The following is a 25,313-nucleotide window of genomic DNA, read 5'->3' as shown; positions in this document are numbered from 1 at the left end:
ATTTGTGGTGGGGGTAAGGATGACAGATATTCGGGCAAGACAAGAAAAGATACGTAATTTCAGTATTATCGCTCATATAGACCATGGCAAATCGACGCTGGCCGACCGGATTCTCGAATATACCGGGGCGCTGACCTCCCGCGAAATGCAGGAGCAAGTGCTGGACCAGATGGAACTGGAACGGGAACGCGGAATCACGATCAAACTGCAGGCGGTCCGCTTGTCCTATCGTGCCGATGACGGGGAAGAGTACCTGTTGAATTTGATCGACACGCCGGGGCACGTCGACTTTACCTATGAGGTTTCCCGCAGCCTTGCCGCGTGCGAAGGGGCTCTGCTTGTCGTGGACGCCGCGCAGGGGATCGAAGCGCAAACCCTGGCCAATGTTTATCTGGCGCTGGACAATAACCTTGAAATTTTGCCGGTGATCAACAAAATCGATCTGCCGAGCGCCGATCCCGATCGCGTAAAGCAGGAGGTCGAGGATGTGATCGGACTTGACGCCAGCGAGGCCGTGCTGGCTTCGGCCAAAGCGGGCATCGGCATCAAAGAGATTTTGGAGCAGGTCGTGCAGAAGGTGCCGGCTCCGACCGGAGATCCCGATCAACCGCTGAAGGCGCTTATTTTCGATTCGCACTATGATCCCTATAAAGGTGTAATCGTTTATGTCCGGGTTATTGACGGCCATATCAAGGCGGGCTCGAAGATCAAAATGATGGCCACGGAGAAGACGTTCGAGGTCATCGAGGTCGGAGCTTTCAAGCCGAGAATGACGATTGTGGACGAGCTGAATGTCGGCGATGTCGGCTTTATCGTGGCCGGGATCAAGAACGTCGGCGACACCCGGGTCGGGGATACGGTGACGGATGCCAAGAAACCGACCGCCGAACCGCTTCCAGGCTACCGCAAAATTAACCCGATGGTTTACTGCGGACTTTATCCGATCGAAACATCGGATTACAACGACCTTAGGGAAGCGCTGGAGAAGCTGCAGCTCAACGACGCTTCGCTCAGCTTCGAGCCGGAGACGTCGAGCGCGCTCGGCTTCGGTTTCCGCTGCGGCTTCCTTGGCCTGCTGCATATGGATGTCATTCAAGAGCGGATTGAGCGCGAATTTAACATTCCGCTCATCACGACGGCGCCGAGCGTAATTTACCATGTAACGCTGACGAACGGCGAGACGATCTCGATCGACAACCCTTCCAACTATCCGGAAGTCGGGAAGATCGAGTACGTGGAGGAGCCGTACGTGAAGGCCGCGATTATCGTTCCGAACGATTATGTCGGGACCGTAATGGAACTTTGCCAGAGCAAGCGCGGCGAATTCGTGAACATGGAGTATCTCGATACGACGCGCGTCACGATTACGTACCAGATTCCGCTGTCGGAAATCGTCTACGATTTCTTCGATCAGCTGAAATCGAGCACGAAGGGCTACGCCTCCTTCGATTACGAACTGTCCGGCTACCGCCAGTCCAATCTGGTGAAAATGGACATCCTGCTTAACGGGGAACAGGTCGATGCGCTGTCCTTTATCGTGCACCGGGAGCGGGCCTATCACCGCGGCCGGATCATCTGCGAGAAGCTGCGCGAGCTGATTCCGCGCCAGATGTTCGAGGTGCCGATTCAGGCTTCCATCGGCACGAAGGTCATCGCCCGCGAAACGGTCAAGGCGATGCGCAAGAACGTGCTTGCCAAGTGCTACGGCGGTGACATTTCGCGGAAGCGGAAGCTGCTGGAGAAGCAGAAGGAAGGCAAGAAGCGGATGAAGCAAGTCGGTAATGTGGAAGTGCCGCAGGAAGCGTTTATGGCGGTTCTGAAGATTGACGATAAATAATCCAGTGCCCATCAGACAACGTTGACTAACAAATTTGTCAGTCCATTCCTAAAACGGTGTTTTATTTGTCGAAACTGCCAGAAGGCGGGGGATAGCGGACTTTTGGACCTTATTCGGGGGAGAAAGCGGCCCAAATCCCCGCTTGGGAACCGGCAACAGGGGAATAAGCCTCTTCTTTTGGGCCGCTATATTGCTACCGAATATGAATCGGGCCGAAATAGGAGCGCTGACGGTCGTTATTCCCGCTGAAGGGGCACCAAGTCCGCTAATTATGATGATAAGAGCCTAATTAAAGGAAAGCCCGCGGGCTTTCCTTTAATTGTTACGCCAAAAGAATGATTTAACGGGAAAACTTCCCGCTAAATTTCGCTCCAGGCGCCTGCCTCCTGATTTAACTGGAAAATCTCCAGTTATTTCTCGATTCAGCCGCTGTTTCAAGCGAATTCAGGTAAATTAGCGGGAGGTTTTCCAGGTAATTGTCGCCCGCAGCCGCACAGGACCTAAAATAACAGGAAGAATTCCCGTTAGTCATAAAGCTTGAACCGATGAATGAATTACAAGTAAGAATTGGAGGCATCGCCCATGAACGAAATGACCAATCCGCATCATCAGGGAATGCCTGAGACCGCGAATCATCACGCCAGCGCCCCGAAGGCGGTTTATATACACATCCCGTTTTGCACGAACAAGTGCTTTTACTGCGATTTCAATTCCTATGTGCTGAAAGATCAGCCGGTGATGGATTACCTTCGAGCGCTCGACCGCGAAATGGAGCTGACCGTGCAGGCGACTCCGGCGGAGGAGATCAAGACGATCTTTGTGGGCGGAGGGACGCCGACCGTGCTGAATCCGCAGGAAATGGAATATTTCCTGAATTCCGTCCGCCGCCACTTTCCGAACTGGGCGGAGGATATCGAATTCACGATGGAGGCCAATCCGGGGACGACGGATGCCGAGAAGCTGGCCGTCATGAAAGCCGGCGGTGTCAACCGCGTGAGCTTCGGCGTGCAAGCCTTCCAAAACGAGCTGCTCTCCGGCATTGGGCGCATCCATAATACGGATGATGTGTACCGTAGTCTGGAGAACGCGCGCAGCGCGGGACTGCATAATTTATCGATCGACCTGATGTTCGGCTTGCCGAATCAGACGGTCGAGATGCTGGATTACAGCGTTAGCCGGGCGCTGGAACTGGGGCTGCCGCATTATTCGATCTACAGTCTTAAGGTTGAGGAGAATACGTTGTTCCATACCCTGTATCAAAAAAATCAGCTCCCATTGCCGGGGGAAGAGGATGAGCTGAACATGTACCTCCTGTTGATGGACCGCATGAAGGCGGCCGGATTCAAGCAGTATGAAATCAGCAACTTCGCCAAACCGGGCCACGAAAGCCGCCATAACATTACCTACTGGCGGAATGAAGATTATTATGGCCTGGGAGCCGGGGCCCACGGTTACGCAAAACGCCGCCGCCACATCAACATCAAGGGGGTCAATCCCTATGTCGAGGCTTGCAAGCAAGGGCTGCCGCGCTTGGAGCAGTTCGAGGTGACGAAAGCGGAGGCCATGGAGGATTTCGTCATGGTCGGCCTTCGGATGCTGGACGGAATCCGGTTCTCCGATTTTGCCGAACAGTTCGGGGCTTCTCTGGAGGAAACGTTTCACGCTCCGCTGCATAAAATGACCTCGGCAGGTTTGCTTGAAATGCATGAGGATCATGGCGGTTATCGTCTCAGTGAAAAAGGAGTGCTCTTCGGCAACGAAGTGTTCGCCGAGTTTATCGGGGCTCTGACTTCTTAAACGAGGCGGGTTTCGGCTCTCCAGAATTTCGCCCGAAAACGGCTTCTTGAAAAGCTCACTTTCTCTCTTGAACTTTTATGCGACATACTGTATATTTATTCATATTATAAGTGCACAGTTTAAGGGGGAAAGAGGATGCAGGCCGTAGCCGTATGCAGACAAGCGAGACTTGAAGATGTGGAGCCGTTATTTACGATGATTGAAGGCTATGCCCGCCAAGGGATTATGCTCCCCCGTTCCCGAGCCGTATTGGAGCGGCAAATTTCCGATTTTGTCGTCGCCGAGATGGATGGGCGGATCGTCGGCTGCGGATCGCTGTGCAGACTAGGAGAAGAGCTGGTGGAGATTCGCTCACTGGGCATCGCCGAAGGTTACAAAGGCCGGGGATTAGGCTCCATGCTTGTAGAAGAGCTCGTCTCGCAAGCGAAAAGCCTCGGTATTCCCAAGGTCATGGCTCTGACCTATGAGGTATCCTTCTTTTTGAAAAACGGATTTACCGTGGTGGAGAAAGAGATTTTTCCCGAGAAAGTTTGGACGGATTGCGTGAATTGCGCCAAGCAGCATTGCTGCGACGAGATCGCCGTACTCAAGATACTGGACTGACTTGACAATCGTCGGGTCGGTTTGGTATTTTTGTAATATAGTTTAGCACTCGACGATCTAGAGTGCTAACGAGCAAGTCTCAAATTTGTTACCAGGAGGGATTTCCATGTTGACGGAACGCCAAAGAATGATTTTAACGGCTATAGTGGATGATTACATTCGCTCGGCGGAACCGGTGGGATCCCGAAGCATCTCCAAGCGCGGCGACGTCGGGTACAGTCCGGCGACCATTCGCAACGAGATGGCCGATCTGGAGGACCTGGGTTTTCTGGAGCAGCCCCATACATCGGCTGGCCGTATCCCTTCTCATAAAGGCTACCGGTACTATGTGGATCATCTGGCACCTTTAAATCTGATTTCGCCCGATGAATTCAAAATTATGAGAGCTTTTTTTGCGGAAAAATTGAATGCGATTGAACAGGTCATCCAGCATGCCGCGACGATCCTGTCCCATATGACGAACTACACTTCCATCCTGCTTGGGCCGGAAGTTTTTCACACGTCTTTACGGCATTTTCAACTGCTGCCCCTAAATGAGAATACGGCGGTGGCGATCATCGTGACGAGCACGGGACAGGTCGAGAACAAAACGGTTACGATCCCTGCCGGGCTTTCCGTGTCGGAGATGGAGAAAGTCGTGAACCTGCTGAACCGCAAGCTGACGGGCGTGCCGATCTATAAATTGAAGACGGCTTTGTACAATGAAATCGGACGGGAAATGCAGCGGCATGTGGAGCATTTCGAGGAGTTGATGAGCGTATTGGAAGAAGCGCTGGACAAGGATCAAGACGGGCAGCGTCTGTTCCTCAGCGGTACGACCAATATGCTGAACCAGCCCGAATTTCGCGATGTGGACAAAGTGAAAAGTATTCTCGACCTGTTTGAAGAGACGCCGACTTTGTTGAAAATGATGACATCGGCGGGCTCCGGCATTCAAGTCCGGATCGGAACCGAGAACGATCATGAGGCTTTCGCCAATTGCAGTCTGATTACGGCGACTTATGCCATCGAAGGCGAAGCGGTCGGCACGATCGGCATTTTGGGACCTACCCGGATGGAGTATGCCCGGGTTATCGGCATTCTTGATATTTTGTCCAAGGACCTGTCCCGGTTTTTGTCCCGGATGCACTGATCCATTAGGATGACGTATCAACGGAAACACTAGGGAACATGGCTTTAGTTACTGTTAAGGAGGTGACATCTTGAAGGAACAAGAACCGATTCAAGACAACATCCAGACGGGTGTGGAAGAGGAATTGAAGGAGAACGCCGGGAACAACCAGGAGCCTGCTCCGGTTGAAGAGCCGGAGGTTCAAGAGGAAACGGCACGGGGGAACTCGGAGGAAGAGCGAGCCGAGCTTGAAAAGTTGCGGGCTGAAGCGGAGGAGCACAAACAGCGTCTGTTCCGTACTCAGGCTGATTTCGATAATTTCCGTCGGCGTACGCTGAAGGAAAAGGAGGAGCTGGGGAAATACGCCTCAGCCAAGCTGATCACCGAACTGCTGCCGGTAATCGACAACTTCGAACGCGCTTTGAGCACGACGGCCGAGAATGCGGATCTTTCCTCTTATGCCAAAGGGGTGGATATGATTTTCCGCCAACTGGAGGGCATTTTGAAAACGGAGGGATTGACGGCGATGGAACCCGTCGGAACACCGTTCAATCCGGAATTCCACCAGGCGATCATGCAGGTGGAAAGCGATGAGTATGAGGAAGGCACCGTCGTGGAAGTCGTTCAGAAGGGCTATCTTCTGAAGGATAAGGTGCTTCGCCCGGCTATGGTCAAAGTAAGCGGCTAACAGATCTGTCAGAGCGACTATTTAAGGAGGATATTTTCCTATGAGCAAAGTTATCGGTATTGACCTTGGAACCACCAACTCTTGCGTTGCGGTTATGGAAGGCGGCGAAGCCGTCGTTATTCCTAACCCGGAAGGCGCTCGTACAACCCCCTCGGTTGTAGGCTTCAAGAAGGACGGCGAACGGATCGTCGGTGAAACGGCAAAACGCCAGGCTATTACCAATCCGGACCGCACAATTATTTCGATTAAGAGACATATGGGTACGAACCACAAGGAATCGATTGACGGTAAAGATTTTACGCCGCAAGAAATTTCCGCGATTATTTTGCAAAAATTGAAATCGGACGCCGAAGCATATCTCGGCCAGCCGGTTACACAGGCCGTTATCACGGTACCTGCCTACTTTAACGACAGCCAGCGTCAAGCGACCAAGGATGCGGGCAAAATCGCCGGTCTCGAAGTATTGCGGATCGTCAACGAGCCTACCGCGGCCGCTTTGGCTTACGGTTTGGAGAAAGCCGAGGACCAAACGATTCTCGTTTATGACCTTGGCGGCGGTACATTCGACGTTTCGATCCTGGAGCTGGGCGACGGCTTCTTCGAAGTTAAAGCGACCAGCGGGGACAACCATCTCGGCGGTGACGATTTTGACCAAGTGATCATCGATTACCTCGTAGCCGAATTCAAGAAAGATCAAGGCATTGACTTGGGCAAAGACAAAGCGGCTGTACAGCGTTTGAAAGATGCTGCGGAAAAAGCGAAGAAGGAATTGTCCGGCGTCCTGACGACGACGATCTCCCTTCCATTTATCACCGTGGTGGACGGCGTGCCTCAGCACTTGGAAGTTAACCTGACCCGTGCGAAATTCGAGGAATTGTCCGCGGATCTCGTAGAACGCACTTTGGGACCGACTCGCCGCGCGCTCAGCGATGCGGGCATGACGCCGGCCGACATTGACAAAGTCGTTCTGGTCGGCGGTTCCACCCGGATTCCGGCCGTGCAGGAAGCGATCAAGAAATTGACCGGCAAGGAGCCGCACAAGGGCGTGAACCCGGACGAAGTGGTGGCGCTTGGGGCAGCCGTTCAAGCGGGCGTGCTGACCGGCGACGTGAAAGACGTCGTTCTGCTCGACGTTACTCCGCTTTCGCTCGGTATTGAAACCGCCGGAGGCGTGTTCACCAAAATGATCGAGCGGAACACGACGATCCCGACAAGCAAGTCGCAGGTCTTCTCGACTTATGCCGATAACCAGCCTAGCGTGGAAATTCACGTTCTTCAAGGGGAACGCGAAATGGCGGCCGGCAACAAGACGCTCGGCAAATTCATGCTTGGCGACATTCCGCCGGCACCGCGCGGCGTGCCGCAAATCGAGGTTACGTTTGACATCGATGCGAACGGGATCGTTAACGTTTCGGCGACCGATAAAGGCACCGGGAAGAGCCAAAATATCACGATCACTTCCTCCAGCGGTCTGAGCGATGAAGAAGTGGATCGCATGATGAAAGACGCCGAGCTTCACGCTGAGGAAGACAAGAAGCGCAAAGAGCTGGTTGAAGTGAAAAACACCGGCGACCAACTGATCTATAGCGTTGACAAGACGCTGAAGGATCTTGGCGATAAAGTCGATGCGGCTGAGGCGGAGAAAGCGAACGCGGCCAAAGACGAGCTGAAGAAGGCGCTGGAAAGCGACAATGTGGAAACGATCAAAGCGGCTACCGAGAAATTGACCGAGATCGCTCAGCAGTTGTCCGTGAAGTTGTATGAGCAAGCCGCTCAACAACAGCAAGCCGGCGGCGCGGAAGGCGCATCGGCTGGCGGCGGCAAGGAGAATGTCGTCGACGCCGATTACGAAGTCGTGGACGAAGACAAGAAGCAAGGCTAACAAAATCACAGGCTGATATAACGGTGCATAGACTTAGGTGAACTGGGAAGGTCAAAGTGCGGGCTGTTTCCGTGCTTTGACTTTCCTTTTGCCGGATTGGGGAGAAATGTACCCGGCGCACCAATCAAGTCATAAAGGGGTGGAAGGATGGCTGAGAAACGAGATTACTACGAGGTCCTGGGCCTCGGCAAGAACGCTTCGGACGAAGAGATCAAGAAAGCTTACCGCAAACTGGCGCGTCAATATCACCCTGACGTCAACAAGGCGCCGGATGCGGAGGCCAAATTCAAGGAAGTCAAGGAAGCCTATGATGTACTGAGCGATTCCGGCAAACGCGCCCGGTATGACCAGTACGGTCATATCGATCCGAACCAGGGAATGGGCGGCGGCTTTGGCGGCGGCGCTGATTTCGGCGGCTTCGGCGATATCTTCGACATGTTCTTCGGAGGCGGCGGACGCCGCGATCCGAATGCCCCGCAGCGCGGAAATGACCTCCAGTATGCGATGACCATCGAATTTAAAGAAGCGGTGTTCGGCAAAGAGACGGATATCACCATTCCGCGGACGGAAAATTGCGACACCTGCTTTGGCTCCGGAGCGAAACCGGGCACGAAGCCCGAAACCTGTTCGGTCTGTCACGGATCGGGACAGCAGGAAGTCGTGCAGAACACGCCGTTCGGCCGGATGGTCAATCGCCGTTCCTGCAGCAACTGCGGCGGACGGGGGCAAATTATCCGGGAGAAGTGTCCGACGTGCGCCGGCAGCGGCAAGGTGAAGAAGCAGCGGAAAATCCACGTCCGCATCCCTGCGGGGGTCGACGATGGCGCTCAACTGCGGATGTCCGGAGAGGGCGAAGGCGGCTTGCGCGGGGGACCGGCGGGCGACCTGTATATCGTCATCCGCGTCAAGCCGGATGAGTTTTTCGATCGCGAAGGCGACGACATCTACTGCGAGTTTCCTTTAACGTTCGCGCAAGCGGCTCTTGGCGATGAAATCGAAGTGCCGACGCTGACCGGTAAAGTCAAAGTGAAAATTCCGGCCGGTACCCAGACAGGCAGGTACTTCCGCTTGAAAGGCCAAGGGGTGCCGAAGCTGCGCGGCATCGGGAATGGCGACCAGCATATCAAAGTGGTGGTCGTTACCCCAAGCCAACTGAGCGATGAGCAGAAGGAGCTGCTGCGCCAGTTCGCGGCATTGGACGGAGAGCACACCCATGAGCATGAGCAATCGTTTTTTGATCGCATGAAACGGGCGTTTCGCGGAGACTAAACCTTCGACATCGGCAGGACGATAGCAAGAAAGCGGGGGTGTCTTTAGAATCATCGGCCGATGGTTTTAAGGACACTCCTTTTTTTTGTGACATGGGGCTTCTTTTTTAACAACCAACGGTTTTACTCTGAGGATCATAGCGGATTTCCGGGGCCGGACAGGTGAAAAAACGGTACAAGGCAGCTTGCCTTGTACCGTTCTTTGTTAGTCGAAATTTATGACCGGATATGAGCGATAATCTCCTCGTCCAAATCCAGGGTGATATCTTCACGGAACGCCCTGACACCGTATTCTTTATATACATACTGCATAATCGCTTCCATGATGTTCGCTTCCACAATGTACCAGCTTCTGCCGTTCGCCCAGACTTCGCCGGTATACCCGGTGTCCTCGTCCCAGCTCAGTTCCACCTGGACGTCCGTCGGTCTTGTGCCGGTTCGGTGCGCGGTGTGAAGGCAAATCGCATTAATAATTTCATCCATGCTTAAAACCATACTTTAATATCTTCCTCCACGGTAATGGTCGTCACTAGGCTGCGGCCGTCTCTTAAACCGGCGGTAGAGCGCGACCCCGATGGCGATAATAACATAGATGGCCAGAAGGTTTACCGCAAGGCCGAGCAGGTTGCCCAGGAAGCCCATGCCCCCGAACAATCCGCCGAACAGCATACCGGCGAGACCGCCGATCATCAAGCCTTTCATGAAACTGCCGCCGCTAAAAAATCCGCGTTTTGCTGTGGTGCCGGCCGTCGTACCGGATTTGTTGGTTCCGGCAGTATCGCCGGATCTTTGATAGTTGTCCGTCGATTTTTTCGGTGCCGGCGTATAGGAACGAGGGCCGGATTTAAATCCGCCGCCGCGTTTGGCATCAACGAGGCCGGGCGAAGTGACGGCGAAAATCAAAGTAAACGCCATCATAATCATCATCATTTTCTTTAGCATTAAAGTAATAACCCTCCTAATAAATTTAATTTAGTATGTTCTAATGCTATACCTGTAATACGGGCAAGAAGAGAGGACGTTTCAATTTTTAATCAATATTTTTTACAATAAAAAAATCGCATAAACCCCTCCGAAACACCGCATCCTAATATCCCAAGGAACGGGGATTCCCGGTTCCTTACAGCAGCAACGAGAAAGGCAGGTCCTGCACATGGCGGAGAAGAATATTCTAGCCTATTTCAAAAGCCCCGAGGAAGCGGAAGGCGTGGTCAGAAAACTGAGCGCCTTGCGCGTAATTGACCTATCCATCGACCGGTTCAGCCGTTACCCCGGCGAGGGTTACGATCCTTTTAACCCCATCACCGGCAAGGTGAGCAGTTTATCCGCCATCACCCAGGATGCCGCGATTACCAATCAATCCGCAGGCATTTTGAGTGCGGCGGACCCCGCCGCCAGCGGGTTGAGCCATGGTGGCCAAGGCGGGCCGACCGGACGGGATATTTTGCTTACGGCGGTCGTCGATGAGTCGGTACATCATCAGGCACTGCGGATTATAGAAGAAGCCGGCGGGCAGATGTAACTAATTTTCGATATATAGAAGGAGGGTTATGCCATGAACAAATCGAACCCGGACCGGATAACTAGAAGAGTTCCGGCCAGCGGAAAGCAGTTGGAGATCGGATATAACCGGGATATCGAGTTTTCCGAGGAACTTGCGGACCAGGAAGATTGGGAAGCGATCGAACGCAGTGAGCGGGCGGACAACCGGCAGAAAGGGCAGCACGACTGGACTTAGATAAAGGATGGAGAAACCGCCGGAGCAGCTTCGGCGGTTTCTTCGGCATGCCGATTGATTGCGAATAGAAAATGCGATTTTGTCACTCTTTTCAATCTATAGTACAATAGATTTCATGCACGAATTTCAAGGAGGAAATCTTACGATGATCTGGAAAGAGCTGACTATACATACAACCGAGGAAGCGGTGGAGATGATTTCCAACTTCCTGCATGAAGCGGGGGCCGGCGGCGTTACGATTGAGGAATATGTCGATAACGATAAACCGCGCGATACATCCCTGGGCCAATGGTTCGAAATTCCGCCGAACGATATTCCTGAGGGAGAAGCCAAGATCAGCGGCTATTTCCCCGAAGGCGTCGATATCGAGGAAGTGATCCGCGAGGTGCGTGAACGGATTGAAGAGCTACGGACTTACGACATTGACCCGGGGACGCCGGAGCTTACGATCCGGGAGGTCAGTGAAGACGACTGGGCCAACAACTGGAAGCAGTATTTCAAGCCGCTTCGCGTGTCAGACCGGCTGACGATCAAGCCGACCTGGGAGGCGTACGAACCGGCGTCCGCCGATGAGAGAATCATTGAACTAGATCCGGGGATGGCTTTCGGAACGGGGACGCACCCGACGACCTCGCTCTGTTTGCGGACACTGGAAGGCATTATTCGGGAAGGGGACGAAGTCATCGATGTCGGCACCGGCTCCGGCATTCTGGCGATTGGCGCTTGCCGTTTGGGCGCTTCCCGCGTGCTTGCGCTGGATCTGGATCCCGTAGCGGTGTCGAGCGCTCTGGAGAACACGAGACTGAACCAACTGGAGAGCCGGATTCAGGTGGTGGAGAGCGATCTGTTGTCCGTCTTGAAAAAAGGCAACGAGGCCACGGTAAACGTACAGCTTCCGGTCCGGGTAGTGGTCGCCAATATTTTGGCCGAGATCATTCTGCTCTTTATTGAGGATGTGTATGAAGCGTTGCAGCAGGGCGGCTATTATATTGCCTCCGGCATCTATAAGAATAAGGAACGGGTCGTTGAGGAGGCCTTGACGGCCGCGGGCTTCGTGATTGAACAAACGGCCCGCGAAGAAGATTGGGTCGCTTTTGTGGCGAGAAAGAGGTAAAGATGGGGCTTCTGGATCAAATATTGCGCGGTCAGTTTAGCGAGTTACCTTTTTATTTACTTACCATCGTGATCGCTTTTTCAGTACATGAATTTTCCCACGCTTACGTTGCCAATAAATTCGGCGATCCTACCGCCAAGCTGCTGGGCCGGGTGACGCTAAATCCGGCGGTGCATTTCGATTTGTTGGGGACTATCCTGCTCGTGATCGCGGGCTTCGGCTGGGCACGGCCGGTCCCCGTCAACCGGGATAACTTTTCCAAACCTCGGGTCATGGGAGCCATCGTATCCATCGCCGGCCCGCTGAGCAACCTGCTTCTGGCTATCGCCGGTGCGGCGATCTACGCGGCGCTTATCCGGTTTGGCGTGGTTTCCCCGTTCGGACCGCAGGACAAATTGTCATTGGCCCTGGATACTTTTTTAAATCTGTTCGTTCTTATGAACTTTTTCTTGTTCCTGTTTAACCTGATTCCTTTGCCGCCGCTGGACGGATACCGGATTTTGGAGGACGTTGCGCCGCGGCGGATTTCGGGCAAGCTTCAGCAATATGAACAATGGTCAGTGCTTATTTTTCTGATTATACTGATGGTCCCGGTACTCCGTCAGTATACGATAATGCCGCTTTATGGTGCGTCTTATTTCCTTTCAAAGCACTTCTTGGTCTTTTTCCATACGATATTCGGCGGCTAGGTAAGACTTTACCGCGAACTAGCACTGGAAAGCTGAAAACAAAAGTTGTATGATGTATTTTGGCGATTTTGAAGGCAAGGAATGATGAGATGCAGCGTTATTTTATAGATCCCGGGCAGTTCCACGACACGTCGGTGGAGATTACGGGCGATGACGCCCGCCATATCGGCAAAGTTATGCGATCGAAACCGGGCGATAAGCTGATCGTCAGCGACGGCGTAAACCGCGTGGCGCTGGCCGAGATCGTGACATTGGATCCGCAGGAAGTGACAGCGGAGATTATAGAGGTTTTGGAACCGGCCGGAGAGCCGTCGGTTGAGGTTACCGTGGCGCAGAGTTTGCCGAAGGGCGACAAGATGGAAACCGTGATCCAGAAATGCACGGAGATCGGCGCTTCCGCGTTTTTGCCGTTTATTTCCGAGCGGACGGTCGTGCAGTACGACGGAAAAAAAGAAGAGAAGCGGACCGCACGCTGGCGCAAAATTGCGAAGGAAGCGGCCGAACAGGCGCATCGCAGCCGAATTCCGGCGATCGAGGCGCCGGTTTCCTGGCGCGATATGTTAGCCGAGCTGTCCGGCTTCGATCTGGTATGCATTTGCTACGAGAAGGAGCACGGTCAGCAACTGCGCGATGTGCTGAAGCCTTTCTCGACGCGCCTCGCATCCGGACATAACTGTCGCGTAGCGGTTATTGTCGGTCCCGAAGGCGGATTCTCCGAGCGGGAGGTGGCGGAGGCCGAGAAGGCCGGGGCGCTTTCCGCCGGTTTGGGACGACGCATCTTACGCACGGAGACGGCCGCCATGGCCGCCCTGACCTGCATCATGTATGAATCCGGAGAAATGGGGGGAATTTAGTATGCCATCCGTTGCTTTTTACACGCTGGGCTGTAAAGTGAATTTTTATGACACTGAAGCGATTTGGCAGCTGTTTAAAAATGAAGGCTACGAACAGGTGGATTTCGAACAGACGGCCGATGTCTATCTGATCAATACCTGCACCGTAACCAATACGGGGGACAAGAAGAGCCGGCAAATTATCCGCCGGGCCGTACGGCGCAACCCCGACGCGATTGTAGCCGTAACCGGCTGCTACGCACAAACGTCGCCGGCGGAAATCCTGGATATTCCCGGCGTGGATCTCGTTATCGGGACGCAGGACCGCGACAAGATTATGCCGTATGTGAAAGAAATCCAGGCGCAGCGCCGACCGATCAACGCGGTACGGAACATTATGAAGACGCGGGAGTTCGAGGAGCTTGATGTTCCCGATTTCGCGGATCATACGCGCGCTTTTTTGAAAATCCAAGAGGGTTGCAACAACTTCTGCACGTTCTGCATCATTCCTTGGTCGCGCGGGCTGTCCCGCAGCCGGGATCCGCAGAGCGTGGTCGCCCAGGCCCGGCAGCTTGTGGCCGCGGGATATAACGAAATCGTATTGACGGGTATCCATACCGGCGGGTACGGAGACGATCTGGAGAATTACCGGTTATCCGATCTGCTGTGGGATCTTGACAAGGTGGAGGGGCTGGGCCGCATCCGCATCAGTTCCATCGAAGCGAGCCAGATCGACGACCGCATGCTGGAGGTGCTGAAAGGTTCCTCCAAAATGTGCCGTCACTTCCATATACCGCTGCAAGCCGGAAGCAATGAAGTGCTCAAGCGGATGAGACGTAAATATACGATCGAGGAATTCGAAGAGAAGATCAAGAAGATCCGCAACTTCATGCCGGATGTGGCGATTACGACCGACATCATCGTCGGCTTCCCCGGAGAAACCGAGGAATTGTACCGCGAGGGCTACGAGGCGATCAAGCGGATCGGCTTCTCGGAAATGCACGTGTTCCCTTATTCCAAACGGACAGGCACGCCTGCGGCCCGGATGGAAGATCAAGTGGACGAAGAAATCAAGCATGCCCGTGTACAGGAACTGATCGATCTGTCCGAGCAGATGCAACTGGCTTATGCCGAGAAGTTCGTCGGGCAAGTACTGGACGTTATTCCCGAGCGCGACGAAAAAGGCGTTTGGGGAGAAGGCTTCGTAACCGGGTTCAGCGACAACTACCTGCAAATCCGGTTTGACGGAACGCCCGATCTTGCCGGCAAGATGTGCCGGGTCAAGCTGACCAAGGCGGACGCCAATACGAGCGAGGGACAATTGGTCCGTGTCCTGGACGGGGCGGAAAGCGCCAAAGCGTTGGCCTGACCGGCCAGCCCTCGTGTGTTGGACCTGCAATTGCATAGAGCCGATTCAACAGGGATTTCACCCGTCAGGGTTGAAGTCCTTGTTGCCGATTGGGGTAATACGACAGTAAGGGGGCGAGGAAAATGCCGGACAAGGAAATATCCGCCGGAGGCGTTGTGTACCGCAGGACCGCCGGGCGGTTGCAGATACAGCTCATCACGGACCGGTACGGCAGGTTTTCTTTTGCCAAGGGGAAAAGAGAGCCCGGGGAGACGGTCGAGCAAACCGCACTAAGGGAAATACGGGAAGAGACCGGCTTGATCGGGCAAATTGACGGACTGATCGATATTATCGCTTATACCTACCGCCATCCTGTTCACGGGGCCGTGGACAAGGAAGTGCATTACTACCTCGTCGAAAGCCGGGGCGGACAGCTTCGTCCCCAAGTGGAAGAAATTCGGGGCGTGGCCTGGTACGATCCGAAAGAGGCCTGGGAGAAACAGCTGAAATCGGGATACGACAATAATGATTTTATTCTGGAAAAAGCTCTGAAAATGCTGAATCTGGAGTTTTAACGGAGGGCTGCCGATCGCCGGTCCGGTTACGCTTCCTTCGGATGCTCCAGGCGGCTCCAAATCGGCAAATAGCAAAAAGGCAGGGCGAGCAAGGAGCAAACGACGTTGAATATCGTTTGGGAATGGGCGATTTGGGCGGCCGGGTCTCCGGATATCCAGGCCGAGGCGGCGCCCAAAGGCTCCGTGAGCGGGAGAAACAACGCCGCGCCGAGCACGTTGAGCGCAACGTGCGACCAAGCGACAAAGCTGCCGGAACGCGAGCCGCCGAGCGAGGCGATCACGGCGGTGACGCAGGTGCCGACGTTGGAGCCGATCACCATGGCGATGCCGAGCGGGAGCGGCAGCGTCCCGGCGGCGACCAGGCCCATGGTCATCGCGATGGTGGCGGCGCTGCTGTGAACGAGCGCTGTCAGCGCCGCTCCGGCGGCCGCGCCCCAAAGCAGGCTGTCGCCAGCGTGATCAAGCAGCCAGCCGATGACGCCGTAGGCTTCCAGCGCGGGCCCGGCCGACTGCATCCAGCGGATCGCGATCATGATCAGGCTGAAGCCGGCGGCAGCCAGGGAGCCGAATTGCAGCGGCGTCAGCAGCCGGAACCACTTGGATGCCCGGTAGCCGCCGGGAAGCATCTCCTGGGCGGTGACGGCCGCGGCCCAAAGAAGCACGGATAGAATCAGCAGCGGGACGCCGATACTGGAAATATTCAAGGCGATCAGTTCCGTCGTCAGGCAGGTGCCGATGTTCCCGCCGAGGATAATGCCGAGCGTCCGCGCGTAGGACAGGAGCCCGGCGTTGACCAGACCGATGGTCATGACCGTAACCGCCGTGCTGCTTTGGAGCGCCGCCGTCACGAACGTGCTGGAGACCATGCCGGTCCAGGGCGTCCGCGTTGTGGCTTGCAGGGCCCGGATCAACCCGGGGCCCGCCCAGGCGTGAAGCGAGGCTTCCATCAGCTTCATGCCGAACAGGAACAGGGCCAGTCCGAAGGTTACGGGGAAAATGAGCTCATGGAACAATCGTGACGCCTCCTGTCCTACCAAAGTGTACAAGTTACATATATGCTTGGCCGCAGCGGTCCATGCTGCGTAATTTTGCATCGTTGGTTTGTGGCTTCAGGACCGCAAGCGGAGCTTGGGTTCTATCATCTTTATGGGGGTTGAATAGCGTGGCATCGGTTATTTTGCAGCGCAGCCGCAAAAAGCGGCTGGAACAAGGTCATCCATGGGTTTATAAAAGTGAGATTGAGCGTGTGGAGGGGGAGCCGGCTCCGGGGAGTCTCGTGGAGATTCTTGACCACCGGGGGCGTTTTCTGGCAACGGGGTATTATAACGCCGCATCGCAAATTACGGTACGCGCGGTGTCTTTCACGCCGCTTGCAGCGATGGACACCGGCTTTTTCGAGCGCCGGTTTCGGGAATGTCTCAAGCATCGGGAGCGTTTTGTCCGTGACGAGAACGCGTACCGGTTCGTTTACGGGGAAGCGGATTTTCTCCCCGGTTTGATCGTGGACCGCTTCGGCGACGTGCTCGTCATCCAGCTGTTGACGCTCGGCATGGACCTATGCCGGGAGGCGATCGTTGAGGCGCTGGTCGCCGTGCTTCAGCCCGCGGGAATTTACGAGCGAAGCGATGTACCGATTCGTGAGATGGAAGGGCTGGAGCAAGTGAAAGGCCCGCTTTACGGCACTCCGCCGCGGCATGTGACCGTGACGGAGAACGGGCTGAAGATTCGCGTCGATATTGAAGAGGGCCAGAAGACCGGCTATTTCTTCGACCAGCGCGAGAACCGCGCTTCCATCCGGCCGCTGATGACCGGCTGGGGAGAGCGGAGCGGGATCGCGCTGCAGGATGTGCCGGACGAAGCCGGGGGAATCCGCCGGGTTCCCGTCAACCGGAACGGCAAGGAAGTCACCTTCCCGTATTGGGACGGGGCCACGGTGCTGGAATGCTTCTCGCATACGGGAAGTTTTACGCTTCATGCCTGCCGGTACGGCGCCAAAAAAGTCACCTGCCTGGACATTTCCGAGCATGCGATCGAAAGCGCCAAGGCGAACGTGGAGCTGAACGGGTTCGGCGACCGCGTCGAGTTCGTCGTGGCCGACGCGTTCGATTATCTCCGCGGCCAGGTTAAGGGGCTTGCCGAGCGGAGCAGCCGGGCGGCGGCAGACGGCAAGGCCGACACGTCGGTGCCGATGACTGCGGGCGGCGGGCGTACCTGGGACGTCGTGATCCTGGATCCGCCGGCCTTCGCCAAAACGCGCAGCGCGGTGAAAGGCGCCTGCAGGGGATACAAGGACATCAACCTGCACGGCATGAAGCTCGTCAACGAGGGCGGCTATTTGGTGACCGCCAGCTGCTCTTACCATATGCGGCCGGATCTGTTCCTGGAGACCATCCAGGAAGCGGCGGCCGATGCCGGCAAGATCCTCCGCCTCGTAGAATGGCGGGCTGCCGGAAAGGACCATCCGCAAATATTGGGCGTGGACGAGGGGCGCTATTTGAAATTTGCAATTTTTGAAGTTCGTAGCAAAAATTTCTAAAGTAGGTCGAATTTATCCTATTCGGCAATGCCCGTTTTCCCTTTGAAAGCAGGGCTGGCGAATCGTGATAAAAGCTTTTTACGCCACGATTTTGTCGAATTCGGCTCATCGGAAGCAAATAGCGGCTTTTTTAGGCGTTTATTTTTGGGATAGAGAGATCCAATCCTTGATTTGGGGCCCGCACAAGGTAAAAAAGTCCCTTTTTGACACTAGCGTTGCATTAACCCGAGGGACTAACGGCTGTAACAGCCTCCCTTTGAAACCGGGCGGGTAGAGTAAGGGCCATTTGCGGCGCTAATTTGTCGAAATCGTCCTTTCCGTGTGAAATAGAGGTCCTTTGGGGCCTTATTTTTGGGAAAAGCGGGCCGAAACCTGATTTTTGTACCCCGCGGCAGGAAATAAGGCCTTTTTTGATCGTTATTTTCTCGACGGAGCCTAGGTCGGATCGAAATAACGGACCAAAAAGCCGCTATCAGTGCCTTTGGAATTGTGGTGGAGTGCATTTTTAATGGTTTGGGTCAAAATAAAGGGAATTCTTCCCGTTAATTTGGGGCGTGCGCGGCTGGAGAGGTGATTTAGCTGGAAGACCTCCCGCTAATTCGCCTGAAACTCTGTATATCGGCTATTGTGCCGCGAAATAGCTGGAGCTTTTCCAGCTAAGTCCGATCCAAGAGCCAAGAGGGGTACATTAACGGGAGGTTTTCCCGTTAGTGTGTAGACTCGCAATTGAAGAACCGGGAACTGATTAAGAGAAGACCGTTCGATGGCAAAATCGAATGGTCTTTTTTTAGATAATCCTATTATGTTAGGTTTGTGTCATATAAAACAAAGTAAACATCAAGTTTTCGGTGATTTTTCAAAGCGTTCATAATTTACACGTAAGCTTTCATGACATAATTTTAAAATGGCACCGCTTTCACTATTGACAGGCAGTTTCGACATGGTATAATTACTTTAAAATTTAGTTTGTTTGTTCTCCGACGAAACTGAAATAAGGAGGGGAGAGGTTGTATAATCGAACCGGAAGTTTGGATCTTATCAAGAAGATCAACCGGAATTTGGTTCTGGACATGATCCGCAGCGAGAAAAAAATCAGCAGAGCGTTAGTAGCCAAGAAATTGGGTTTAAGCCGGTCCACAGTCACCTCCATCGTCAACGAACTGATCAAGAAAAAGTTTGTCGTGGAAACGGGATTTGGCGACTCTACCAAGGAGGGGGGCCGCAGGGGGATCGAGCTGGGCTTTAACCCGAAATCGGGGTACGGCATCGGCGTCGATATCGGGCGGACCCGAACCCTGATCGTACTGACCGACCTCGACGGTGAAATCGAGTATAAAGAAGAATGTAAAACGACGGCAACCGTGGAAGAGACACTGGAACTGATTCAAGCGTTTATTCAAAAATCCGGGATCGAAAAAGATCGTATCCTCGGGATGGGGATCGGGCTTCCGGGGATTGTGGACAGCAGGGAAGGCGTTATCCTCGACGTGCCCGCATTGAACTGGGGAAACATCAATCTGGTTGAGAAGGCGAAAAACTATTTTGCGTTCCCAGTTTATGTAAACAACGATGTCAATTTTGCCGCGCTGGGTGAAAGGTGGCTGGGCAGCGAGGGAATGACAGACAATATGTTCTTCATCGCCATCGGAACCGGGGTAGGTGGCGCTATTATCGCCAACGGTGAATTAATAGAAGGCTATCGGTACTCCGCGGGGGAAATCAACCGCTTTATCGACCGGGAGGACCTGGCCCGGAACAGAAGGAACGGTCCCGGAGAGATGGGTGCTTTCGAACAGCAAATCTCGGCTTTCGCTTTGGAGAGGAGCGGGATATCTCCCGAAGAGCTTTTTGCTCGCTATACACGCGCAGAGCCTGAGGCGGTTCGCATTATTGACGGATTCGTGCAATACCTGTCGATCACCATTGCCAATATCGTAAGCTTGTTGAATCCGCAGCGAGTCATTATCGGCGGGGGCGTATCCGGCTCCATGTCTACCGTCATTGAGGATATCCGCAAGCAGGTATCCGATCTTACGCCGATCCCGACGGAGATTAAGTTGGCCCGTCTGGGCAGGGATGCCGGGGGACTGGGGGCTGTCGCTTACGTGTTCCAGCAGTTGCAGGATGCGGAAGACCTATAAAAATAGAAAAGTTCAAGTTCAGTCAACAAGAGGCTCTGAATGGAGAGCCACACCGTATTTAATTTGTTTGTACTTAGAACAAACTAACATAAATCAATGGGGGTTATTTCATGAAAAAGTCGTTACTCGGTATCATGTCCCTTGTGCTCATTCCGTCCCTGCTTGCCGGATGTTCCGGCGGAAAATCGGCAAATCCGGCCGATGACGGCGGCGTTCAAACGATCCGCATTTTGTCGAGCGATGACTTTGCAGGCTTCCGGGAAAAAGCGGTGGAGGAGTTCAATGCGAAAAACCCGGACATTAAGGTGGTTCTGGATCATGTAGCCTACGATCAACTGCACGACAAAGAACTGGCCTCCTTCAACGCCAGCGGTGAAGCGGCTTACGACATTGTGGACGTCGATGAAATCTGGACCTCGGAGTATGCCAATGCCGGATTCATCCTGCCGGTGACGGATCGTTACACCGATGAGATGAAGCAAGGCATCCTGCCGGCGAGCCTGCAAATCGCAAGCCTGGACGAAGAGATCTACGGCGTACCGATGTTTAACGACGTCGTATTCTTTTACTACAATGAGGAACTGCTGAAGAAAGCCGGTTTTGATCATCCGCCGGTGACTTGGGACGAGTTCACCACGATGTCGCAGGCTCTTCAGGAGAAAGGAATAACCCCCGGTTCGGCCAGCGCTTGGGGATGGAGCGCCAATGAAGGTCTCGTTGCTTACTTTGCCGAATTCCTCGGTTCGTTCGGAGGAAAATTCATGGATGAAACGGGCAAGCCGGTGTTCAATGACGAGAAGGGAGTTCAGGCACTCACGTTCATGGCGGATTCCATGAAGAACGGAGTAATCGACAAGGCGTCGATCAACTACAATGACCGTCAGGTGCTGGACGCATTTAAAAACGGAAAAACGGCGTTTGTTGCCGGCTGGTCCTTTTACTGGGGAGAACTGAACGGCAGCGATTCCAAGGTCAAAGACAAGGTGAAGGTGGGGCTGGTACCTGCGGCCGAGGGAGCTCCGCATACGGCGGCTACCGGATCCATGTACCTGGCGATCACTCCGCAATCGGAACATGAAGACGCCGCTTGGAAGTTTATCGAATATCTGGGCAGCAAGGAAGTCCAAAAGCAGCAATCGCTGGATGCCGGCTCTCTTCCGATTTGGAAGGACCTCTACAGCGACGAGGATCTGAATAAGAACTTTACCGCCTTGAAGGATATGGAGAAACAGCTGGAACAGGTGATTTCCCGCCCTTCGCTGGATGCTTACAATGAGTTTTCCAAAAATATGCAAATTGCTCTTCAGTCGGTCTTGACCGGTCAAAAGGATGCAAAGACCGCGCTGGATGAGCTGGCGGCAACGACGGAAGAACTTCAGGCGAACGGCAATTAACCGGGTCCCGCTTCGGCGGGATATCCCGCCGGGCCTGCGGAGTCTCATTTGGATGTGGAGGTATGTATGATCAAAAAACTTAGACCATTCGGATATTTGCTGCCCAGTTTTCTTGTCATCCTGAGCGTGACCCTGCTTCCATTGCTCTATGCGATCTTTATCAGCTTCATTAACTTGACCAAAAATGTGCATAAGCTGGACAATCCCAAGCTTTGGGATTACGTAGGCTTTGAGAATTTCGCCAAAGTTCTTTCGGACTCGTCCTTTTGGCAGGCCGTCGGTCGAACGATGTATTTTACGGTAACTTCGGTAGGTTTGGAATTCGTTCTCGGCATGGCCTTTGCCTTGATTCTGAATGAGAAATTCGCGGGAAGAGGCTTTGTAAGAGGATTTATGCTTATCCCTTGGGCTTTGCCGACCATTGTTAATGCGGTCTTATGGAAATGGCTTTACGATCCGGACCATGGAACGGTCACCGTGCTGCTGTCCGCCCTCGGTATTACGGATGGTTACTTTAATATTCTGGGTTCCTCCTTCTCGGCAATGAATGCCATCGTTATCGCCGATGTGTGGAAAAATACGGCTTTCGTGACGCTCATTTTATTGGCGGCGATGCAGTCCCTCCCCATGGAGGCCTATGAAGCGGGTAAAATCGATGGAGCCTCGGCGTTCCGAAGATTTTTCAGCATCACGCTTCCGTTGTTAAGCCCGGCCATATTGGTCGCGCTCATCATGCGGACGATGGAAGCCTTCAAGGTATTCGACATCATCTATATCATGACCGGAGGCGGTCCGGCCGGGGGAACGCAAGTGCTCTCCTTCCTGACCTATCAAACCTCCATGATGTTCGGCAAGTTCAGTTACGGCTCGTCCTTGGCGTTCGTGATGTCGATCTTCATTCTGATATTCGCCTTTATTTACATCAAAATTCTATACAAAAAAGCGGAGTGACCTATGGAGAGAACAAGAGCTCAGAAGTTTTGGATATATGTCGGCGTTTGTCTTGTCATGCTGTTCACGGCGCTGCCTCTGCTCCTGCTGGTGACCGCCACCTTCTCTTCCAGCGGGGATCTGAACGCGAAAACCCTGCACTTGTGGCCATCGGAGTGGACGCTTGGCAATTATACGAGGGTGTTCTCGGGTGAAGCGAGCGACGGCAGCCTGCCCCCATTTTTAACGGCGATGAAAAATAGTGTGATCGTCGCGCTCAGCTCCACCTTGCTGACCCTGCTCATCGGGATGTTTGCGGCGTATGCCTGCGCCAGATTCCGATTCCGCGGCAGGGATACCCTGCTCGTTTCGATTCTTGGTTTCCGCATGGTGCCGGAAGTGGTGCTGCTTATCCCTCTGTACGTGATATTCGCCCGGATGGGGATGATCAACCATAAGCCGGCGCTGATCCTGATCTACACGGCGTTTAACCTGCCGTATGTCATTTGGATGATGCAAACGTACTTCCGCTCAATTCCAAGATCCATGGAAGAATCGGCGCAAATCGACGGCGTGTCGCCGCTCGGCATATTGTTCAAGTTTTTGCTGCCGCTGTCGCTTCCGGGGTTGGTGGCAACCGGAATATTCGTTTTGCTGATCGCCTGGGATGAGTTTATGTTCGCCAGCATATTCACTTCGACTTATGACGCCAAGACCATTACGGTGGCGATCTCCGAGTTTTCAAAACGGGGCATGATCGATTTCGGCATGCAGATTACCGGCGGTTTCCTGGCATCTTTGCCGCCGATTGCCTTGGCATTATTCTTACAAAAATATATCATCAGCGGCCTGTCGGAAGGCTCTGAGAAGGGATGAGGATTATGAGTCAATTTTTCAACGAGGTTAAACAACAACCGGAGGCGATCCGGGAGACGATTCGAAACAACGCTTCTTTCAGCGCGGCGGGGGAAAAACCGTTGCTGTTGACCGGCATGGGCAGTTCCCTGGCCGCCTCCGAGCTGCTTGTCTCTTATCTGAACCTGCACGGCATCCAAGCTTCGGCTATCGACAATTCCGAAATTTTATACTATTATCCCGATTCTTTCCTGGACAAGTATCAGCTTTACATCGTTTCGCAGAGTGGGGAGAGCTTTGAGGCCAAGGAATTGGCCAGACGCTATCCCTCGGCATCGGCCATCACCAACTCTCCTGACGGCTCTTTAGCCGGTTTGGCCCGGGAGGTCCTCCTCACGCATGCCGGAAAAGAAAAGGCCATCGCTTCCTCGAAATCTTTTACGACGACGGCGTCTTTGATGCTGTTAATGGGAGCGAAGATGGCGGGGAACGATTTGACGGATTCGCTTTATCAGGCCGCCGACGTCATCGAAGAACATTTGAAGAGAGAAGATGAGTACCGGAAGCTGCTTGTCGATTTTATTAATCCGGAGAAGCCGCTCGTTCTCCTGGGCCGGGGGCCTTCGGTTTACACGGCGCGGCAGGGTTCCTTGACGCTGAAGGAAACTTCGCGCATGTTTGCCGAAGCAGCTTCGGCCCCGCAGTTCCGGCATGGCCCATTCGAATTGATTAAAGAAAACTTGCAAGCTATCTTCTTCAATCCTAAAGGAACAACTTACGATATTAATAAAAAGTATGTGCTGGAAATGGCCGAATTGGGCGCGAAGGTGCTCTATGTCTCCGATGAAGGGCTGCGGCACGAGCGCGTCATGTCGCTCGAAATTCCGTCGGTTCACGAATACGTAAGCCCCATTCCTTACTCGCTGGTCATCCAGTTAGCCGCCATCGAGCTCTCGGCGAAGCGGGGCCTGGTCGCGGGGGAAGCCGAAATCATCACGAAAGTTACAGGGAAGGAATAACCCCGATGATAAATTTGGTAGGTGTGATCACCGCGGATTTGATCCTAGCGCAAGTGAAAGAGCGGCCGGACTTCGGCGAAGAGCATATGGTCGACACAATGATTTTACGGCCCGGCGGCCTGGCCAACACGATTTTTCCGCTGGCCAAGCTCGGCGTCAAACAACGGGTCATCTCCCTTTTGGGCGAAGACGATTACGGTAACAAAATTTACGATGAGATAGCTCCGTTGATCGAAAATGAGCTTGCGCGAAGCGAAAAGGGAACCGTTTTGTCCGTATCGATCGTAAAAGAAGGCGGAGATCGCTATTTCGTGACCTATAAAGGAAATGCCGACGACTTAACCGCGGCTTCGGTCGAAGGGGAAACGGATTTCGAAGCGGCGCGCGCCACGCTTTTGTACGGTTATTTCCTGGCTCCGGGCTTCGGCCCGGATGCGGCCCTTACCTGCTTGAAACGGGCTAAGGCCGCCGGTCAAATCACCTTCTTCGATGCGAATTCGGCCATTGACGGTTGGAGTTTAAAGAGCAGGCAGGAGATCATCTCCTTCCTGCCCTACATCGATTATTTTATGCCGAACGACGAAGAGATCTTGCATTTGACCGGAGCGAGCGACGTGGATCAAGCCGCGAAGCAGTTAATTTCTCTAGGGGCCAACACGATTATCGTCAAGCGGGGAAGCCGGGGGGCAAGCGCTTATACCCGGTCGGGAGCCGTGCATCACGCCGGATTTCCTGTAAAGGCTTACGATACGACGGGGGCCGGAGACAGCTTCAATGCCGGGTTTATCCACAGCGTGCTGGAAGGCAAACCGATGGAGGAAGCATTGAGATACGGGAATATGCTCGCGAGCATCGTCGTTTCCAAAAAAGAAGACCGGTATCCCGCGCCCGCTGAAATTGAGAGGAACATCATGGAAATGCAGGCCGGCAGCGGATCTAAATAGCCGAATCCCGG

At 53.9% G+C, this 25,313-nt stretch carries 24 protein-coding genes; 21 read left to right on the top strand and 3 right to left on the bottom strand.

The features are described from left to right. Positions 1–19 precede the first annotated feature (19 nt). From lepA to dnaJ, 7 genes are all read left to right on the top strand, one after another. Entirely contained in the window at positions 20–1,837 is a 1,818-nt protein-coding gene (gene lepA, locus V4U88_RS04295) for a translation elongation factor 4 (RefSeq protein WP_334071988.1), read from the top strand. Between the two features lie 615 nt (positions 1,838–2,452). After that, positions 2,453–3,634: a radical SAM family heme chaperone HemW gene (hemW, locus tag V4U88_RS04290; RefSeq protein WP_442951867.1), complete on the top strand. Its 1,182-nt coding sequence runs from the start codon at positions 2,453–2,455 to the stop codon at positions 3,632–3,634. A gap of 135 nt (positions 3,635–3,769) precedes the next feature. Continuing rightward, a complete protein-coding gene (locus V4U88_RS04285) occupies positions 3,770–4,237 on the top strand; it encodes an N-acetyltransferase (RefSeq protein ID WP_334071987.1) in 468 nt (155 codons plus the stop codon). Positions 4,238–4,343: 106 nt separating this feature from the next. Next, the gene (gene hrcA, locus V4U88_RS04280; protein ID WP_334071986.1) at positions 4,344–5,369 is read left to right on the top strand and encodes a heat-inducible transcriptional repressor HrcA; all 1,026 of its coding nucleotides are present in this window, start codon (positions 4,344–4,346) and stop codon (positions 5,367–5,369) included. Between the two features lie 70 nt (positions 5,370–5,439). Further along, the gene (gene grpE / locus V4U88_RS04275; RefSeq protein ID WP_334071985.1) at positions 5,440–6,036 is read left to right on the top strand and encodes a nucleotide exchange factor GrpE; all 597 of its coding nucleotides are present in this window, start codon (positions 5,440–5,442) and stop codon (positions 6,034–6,036) included. A gap of 40 nt (positions 6,037–6,076) precedes the next feature. After that, complete coding sequence (dnaK, locus tag V4U88_RS04270; protein WP_334071984.1) at positions 6,077–7,918, top strand: molecular chaperone DnaK; 1,842 nt, start codon at positions 6,077–6,079, stop codon at positions 7,916–7,918. A gap of 147 nt (positions 7,919–8,065) precedes the next feature. Further along, the gene (gene dnaJ, locus V4U88_RS04265) at positions 8,066–9,187 is read left to right on the top strand and encodes a molecular chaperone DnaJ (RefSeq protein WP_334071983.1); all 1,122 of its coding nucleotides are present in this window, start codon (positions 8,066–8,068) and stop codon (positions 9,185–9,187) included. 215 nt (positions 9,188–9,402) lie between these two features. Here dnaJ and V4U88_RS04260 read toward each other — a convergent pair whose 3' ends face one another. Then, positions 9,403–9,681: a YxcD family protein gene (locus V4U88_RS04260; protein ID WP_334071982.1), complete on the bottom strand. Its 279-nt coding sequence runs from the start codon at positions 9,679–9,681 to the stop codon at positions 9,403–9,405. Positions 9,682–9,684: 3 nt separating this feature from the next. Continuing rightward, positions 9,685–10,128 carry a hypothetical protein gene (locus V4U88_RS04255; RefSeq protein WP_334071981.1) on the bottom strand — a complete coding sequence of 148 codons (444 nt, stop codon included), beginning with the start codon at positions 10,126–10,128 and terminating at the stop codon, positions 9,685–9,687. A gap of 211 nt (positions 10,129–10,339) precedes the next feature. On the opposite strand from V4U88_RS04255, the gene V4U88_RS04250 reads away from it, so the two are divergent. The 7 genes from V4U88_RS04250 (at position 10,340) to V4U88_RS04220 (ending at position 15,483) form a co-directional block, all read left to right on the top strand. Then, positions 10,340–10,708: a hypothetical protein gene (locus V4U88_RS04250; RefSeq protein ID WP_334071980.1), complete on the top strand. Its 369-nt coding sequence runs from the start codon at positions 10,340–10,342 to the stop codon at positions 10,706–10,708. Between the two features lie 33 nt (positions 10,709–10,741). Next, positions 10,742–10,924 (top strand): YfhD family protein, encoded by a 183-nt coding sequence (locus tag V4U88_RS04245; protein WP_334071979.1) that lies wholly within the window; start codon positions 10,742–10,744, stop codon positions 10,922–10,924. A 145-nt stretch (positions 10,925–11,069) separates the two neighbouring features. Continuing rightward, positions 11,070–12,038, top strand: coding sequence for a 50S ribosomal protein L11 methyltransferase (prmA, locus tag V4U88_RS04240; protein WP_334071978.1), 969 nt, complete (start codon positions 11,070–11,072; stop codon positions 12,036–12,038). A 2-nt stretch (positions 12,039–12,040) separates the two neighbouring features. After that, positions 12,041–12,727, top strand: coding sequence for a site-2 protease family protein (locus V4U88_RS04235; RefSeq protein ID WP_334071977.1), 687 nt, complete (start codon positions 12,041–12,043; stop codon positions 12,725–12,727). 89 nt (positions 12,728–12,816) lie between these two features. Further along, positions 12,817–13,581, top strand: coding sequence for a 16S rRNA (uracil(1498)-N(3))-methyltransferase (locus V4U88_RS04230; RefSeq protein ID WP_334072075.1), 765 nt, complete (start codon positions 12,817–12,819; stop codon positions 13,579–13,581). 1 nt (position 13,582) lies between these two features. Beyond that, positions 13,583–14,929: a tRNA (N(6)-L-threonylcarbamoyladenosine(37)-C(2))-methylthiotransferase MtaB gene (gene mtaB / locus V4U88_RS04225; RefSeq protein ID WP_334072074.1), complete on the top strand. Its 1,347-nt coding sequence runs from the start codon at positions 13,583–13,585 to the stop codon at positions 14,927–14,929. Between the two features lie 122 nt (positions 14,930–15,051). Next, positions 15,052–15,483, top strand: a complete 432-nt coding sequence (locus tag V4U88_RS04220; RefSeq protein WP_334071976.1) for an NUDIX hydrolase — start codon at positions 15,052–15,054, stop codon at positions 15,481–15,483. A gap of 26 nt (positions 15,484–15,509) precedes the next feature. Here the strand turns inward: V4U88_RS04220 and V4U88_RS04215 are convergent, their stop codons facing one another. Then, positions 15,510–16,496, bottom strand: a complete 987-nt coding sequence (locus V4U88_RS04215) for a Na/Pi cotransporter family protein (protein ID WP_334071975.1) — start codon at positions 16,494–16,496, stop codon at positions 15,510–15,512. Between the two features lie 149 nt (positions 16,497–16,645). On the opposite strand from V4U88_RS04215, the gene V4U88_RS04210 reads away from it, so the two are divergent. The 7 genes from V4U88_RS04210 (at position 16,646) to V4U88_RS04180 (ending at position 25,302) form a co-directional block, all read left to right on the top strand. Then, positions 16,646–18,019, top strand: a complete 1,374-nt coding sequence (locus tag V4U88_RS04210; RefSeq protein WP_334071974.1) for a class I SAM-dependent rRNA methyltransferase — start codon at positions 16,646–16,648, stop codon at positions 18,017–18,019. A gap of 1,007 nt (positions 18,020–19,026) precedes the next feature. Beyond that, positions 19,027–20,160 (top strand): ROK family transcriptional regulator, encoded by a 1,134-nt coding sequence (locus V4U88_RS04205; protein WP_334071973.1) that lies wholly within the window; start codon positions 19,027–19,029, stop codon positions 20,158–20,160. Between the two features lie 110 nt (positions 20,161–20,270). Further along, entirely contained in the window at positions 20,271–21,554 is a 1,284-nt protein-coding gene (locus V4U88_RS04200) for an extracellular solute-binding protein (protein WP_334071972.1), read from the top strand. A gap of 66 nt (positions 21,555–21,620) precedes the next feature. Then, positions 21,621–22,505 (top strand): carbohydrate ABC transporter permease, encoded by an 885-nt coding sequence (locus tag V4U88_RS04195; protein ID WP_334071971.1) that lies wholly within the window; start codon positions 21,621–21,623, stop codon positions 22,503–22,505. Positions 22,506–22,508: 3 nt separating this feature from the next. Further along, positions 22,509–23,360 carry a carbohydrate ABC transporter permease gene (locus V4U88_RS04190; RefSeq protein WP_334071970.1) on the top strand — a complete coding sequence of 284 codons (852 nt, stop codon included), beginning with the start codon at positions 22,509–22,511 and terminating at the stop codon, positions 23,358–23,360. 5 nt (positions 23,361–23,365) lie between these two features. Further along, positions 23,366–24,358 (top strand): SIS domain-containing protein, encoded by a 993-nt coding sequence (locus V4U88_RS04185; protein ID WP_334071969.1) that lies wholly within the window; start codon positions 23,366–23,368, stop codon positions 24,356–24,358. Positions 24,359–24,363: 5 nt separating this feature from the next. After that, entirely contained in the window at positions 24,364–25,302 is a 939-nt protein-coding gene (locus V4U88_RS04180; protein ID WP_334071968.1) for a carbohydrate kinase family protein, read from the top strand. The last annotated feature ends 11 nt before the right edge of the window (positions 25,303–25,313 follow it).

Source organism: Paenibacillus sp. A14 (assembly GCF_036864815.1).
Classification (GTDB): domain Bacteria; phylum Bacillota; class Bacilli; order Paenibacillales; family Paenibacillaceae; genus Fontibacillus; species Fontibacillus sanfengchensis.
This window is presented reverse-complemented; position numbering and strand designations above follow the sequence as displayed.

Bases quoted from the DNA above. Each gene is read 5' to 3' on its own strand.
- lepA (WP_334071988.1), top strand. From the start codon at position 20: ATGACAGATATTCGGGCAAGACAAGAAAAGATACGTAATTTCAGTATT.
- V4U88_RS04185 (WP_334071969.1), top strand. From the start codon at position 23,366: ATGAGTCAATTTTTCAACGAGGTTAAACAACAACCGGAGGCGATCCGG.
- V4U88_RS04250 (WP_334071980.1), top strand. From the start codon at position 10,340: ATGGCGGAGAAGAATATTCTAGCCTATTTCAAAAGCCCCGAGGAAGCG.
- V4U88_RS04255 (WP_334071981.1), bottom strand. From the start codon at position 10,128: ATGCTAAAGAAAATGATGATGATTATGATGGCGTTTACTTTGATTTTC.
- V4U88_RS04195 (WP_334071971.1), top strand. From the start codon at position 21,621: ATGATCAAAAAACTTAGACCATTCGGATATTTGCTGCCCAGTTTTCTT.
- V4U88_RS04220 (WP_334071976.1), top strand. From the start codon at position 15,052: ATGCCGGACAAGGAAATATCCGCCGGAGGCGTTGTGTACCGCAGGACC.
- hrcA (WP_334071986.1), top strand. From the start codon at position 4,344: ATGTTGACGGAACGCCAAAGAATGATTTTAACGGCTATAGTGGATGAT.
- dnaK (WP_334071984.1), top strand. From the start codon at position 6,077: ATGAGCAAAGTTATCGGTATTGACCTTGGAACCACCAACTCTTGCGTT.
- V4U88_RS04190 (WP_334071970.1), top strand. From the start codon at position 22,509: ATGGAGAGAACAAGAGCTCAGAAGTTTTGGATATATGTCGGCGTTTGT.
- mtaB (WP_334072074.1), top strand. From the start codon at position 13,583: ATGCCATCCGTTGCTTTTTACACGCTGGGCTGTAAAGTGAATTTTTAT.
- hemW (WP_442951867.1), top strand. From the start codon at position 2,453: ATGCCTGAGACCGCGAATCATCACGCCAGCGCCCCGAAGGCGGTTTAT.
- V4U88_RS04285 (WP_334071987.1), top strand. From the start codon at position 3,770: ATGCAGGCCGTAGCCGTATGCAGACAAGCGAGACTTGAAGATGTGGAG.
- V4U88_RS04235 (WP_334071977.1), top strand. From the start codon at position 12,041: ATGGGGCTTCTGGATCAAATATTGCGCGGTCAGTTTAGCGAGTTACCT.
- prmA (WP_334071978.1), top strand. From the start codon at position 11,070: ATGATCTGGAAAGAGCTGACTATACATACAACCGAGGAAGCGGTGGAG.
- dnaJ (WP_334071983.1), top strand. From the start codon at position 8,066: ATGGCTGAGAAACGAGATTACTACGAGGTCCTGGGCCTCGGCAAGAAC.
- V4U88_RS04245 (WP_334071979.1), top strand. From the start codon at position 10,742: ATGAACAAATCGAACCCGGACCGGATAACTAGAAGAGTTCCGGCCAGC.
- V4U88_RS04230 (WP_334072075.1), top strand. From the start codon at position 12,817: ATGCAGCGTTATTTTATAGATCCCGGGCAGTTCCACGACACGTCGGTG.
- V4U88_RS04260 (WP_334071982.1), bottom strand. From the start codon at position 9,681: ATGGTTTTAAGCATGGATGAAATTATTAATGCGATTTGCCTTCACACC.
- V4U88_RS04200 (WP_334071972.1), top strand. From the start codon at position 20,271: ATGAAAAAGTCGTTACTCGGTATCATGTCCCTTGTGCTCATTCCGTCC.
- V4U88_RS04180 (WP_334071968.1), top strand. From the start codon at position 24,364: ATGATAAATTTGGTAGGTGTGATCACCGCGGATTTGATCCTAGCGCAA.